Origin of the sequence: Butyricicoccus sp. Marseille-Q5471 (assembly GCF_951230135.1) — a bacterium.
In the GTDB taxonomy this organism is placed as follows: domain Bacteria; phylum Bacillota; class Clostridia; order Oscillospirales; family Butyricicoccaceae; genus Agathobaculum.
Window position 1 is genome coordinate 1 of the sequence record NZ_CATNVC010000036.1, and the last position, 1,943, is coordinate 1,943.

Annotated in this window: 1 protein-coding gene and 1 pseudogene; both read right to left on the bottom strand. The window is 56.2% G+C overall.

Annotation, left to right across the window (positions count from 1 at the left end; all coding sequences use genetic code 11):
• A pseudogene (locus tag QOX26_RS14255) lies at window positions 1–374 on the bottom strand (ABC transporter permease subunit); the annotation flags it as partial.
• A 19-nt stretch (window positions 375–393) separates the two neighbouring features.
• Window positions 394–1,887, bottom strand: a complete 1,494-nt coding sequence (locus tag QOX26_RS14260) for a sugar ABC transporter ATP-binding protein (protein ID WP_283675631.1) — start codon at window positions 1,885–1,887, stop codon at window positions 394–396.
• Between the last annotated feature and the right edge of the window lie 56 nt (window positions 1,888–1,943).

Below are 1,943 nucleotides of genomic sequence, written 5' to 3' on the forward strand. Positions count from 1 at the left end.
ATCGCGCCCACGATTGCGCCGACCAGTGCGCCAATTCCGATGCCGATCAGTGCGACGACCGGAGCCGGCAGCGGGTTGCCCGCGCCGAGCAGACGATTGGTTGCGTCCGCATTCTGCGCAAGTGATGCGCACACGACCGATACCAGTGCGACCACCGCGCCGGGACCCAGATCAATGCCCTTGGACAGGATGGCGAACATGACGCCGAACGCCAGAATGCCCTTGATTGCTTCGCCCGTGAACAGTGTTTCAATGTTGCCGGGAGAGATGAAGTTGCCGCCCGTCATTGCGGCCATAAAAATAACCAGTACAATCAGCACGCCCCAAATACCGTTCTGGGACATGAATTTCTTTGCATCGAATCTCTTTTCCATGCTTTTCTTCCCCTTTCTGTCAGCCCTGCGGCACGTCGCCCGTCGCGTACTGCATAATCAGTTCGCTCGTCGCGTCCTTGCGGTCGATGATGCCCGTCATTTCACCCTCGTGCATCACGAGGATGCGGTCGGCCATGCCCATGACCTCGGGCAGCTCGCTGGATATCATAATAATTGCCTTGCCCTCGCCCGCAAGCTTGGTAATCAGCGAATGAATTTCCGCTTTCGCGCCAACATCAATGCCGCGCGTCGGCTCGTCGACAATCAGCACATCCGGATCGGTCAGCAGCCAGCGTCCGACCAGCACCTTCTGTTGGTTGCCGCCCGAAAGGTTCTTGATGGGCGTGTCCATCGAAGGGGTCTTGGTGTTCAGTTTTTTGATGTACTCATCGGTATCCGTGCGCATTTTGGCGTGGTTGAGCGGGAAACCGTAGGACTTGAGGCTCGCCAGCACCGTGTTTTCCTTGATGCTCAGCAGGCCGACGATGCCGTTGCCACGTCTGTCCTCGGTCAGCAGCGCGATTTTGTTACGAATCGCCTGCTCCGGGCTCTTGATTTGCAGCTCTTTGCCGTCCTTGTACACCTTGCCGCTCGTCTTGTGGCGCATGCCGAAGATGGTTTCCACCGTTTCGGTGCGTCCCGCGCCGACCAGACCTGCAAAGCCGAGAATCTCGCCGCGGTGCAGCTCGAATGACACATTTTTGACCGCGCGGCCGGACGAGAGGTTCTCGACCTTGAGCACGGTTTCGCCGATTGCACACTCCACCTTGGGGAACATCGCGCCGACCTCGCGGCCGACCATGAGCTGAATCAGCTTATCTACATTGAGGTTTTCCGCGCGATCGGTTGCGATGTACTCGCCGTCACGGTAGACGGTGATATCGTCCGAAATGCGGAAAATCTCATCCATTTTATGCGAAATATAAATGATGGCTACGTTTTTCTTCTTCAAGTCCTCGATGATTTTAAACAGATGCTCCACTTCGGTCTCCGTCAGCGCCGAAGTCGGCTCATCCATAATGACAATCTGCGACTCGTAGGAAACCGCCTTGGCGATTTCGACCATCTGCATCTTGGCGACGGTCAGGTTGCCCATTTTCTCATCGGGATCCAGGTCGAGGTTCAGCTTGCGGAACAGCTCGACGCAGTCCTTTTTCATCTTCTTATGATCGACGATGAGACCCTTTCTCGGCTCGCGGCCGAGCCAGACATTGTCGCACACGCTGCGCTCCGGCACGGGCGACAACTCCTGATGGATCATCGAAATACCGGAATTCATTGCTTCCAGCGTGGTTTTGAACTGGATTTCCTTGCCCTTGAACAGAATTTTGCCGCTCGTTGGCGGATGGATACCGATCAGGCACTTCATCAGCGTGGATTTGCCCGCGCCGTTTTCGCCCATCAGCGTGTGCACCGTACCCGGGCGCACCTTGAGTTGCACGCCCTTGAGTGCGCGCACGCCCGGAAATTCCTTGACAATATCATGCATTTCCAGGATGTATTCTTCACTCATTGTCCCTCACCCCTTCTTCATTGAACGCCTTATCAGGAGGGAGCCGCAGCTCATGT

Excerpts from the sequence above, each read along its gene's own strand:
- QOX26_RS14260 (WP_283675631.1), bottom strand. The coding sequence starts at position 1,887 with ATGAGTGAAGAATACATCCTGGAAATGCATGATATTGTCAAGGAATTT.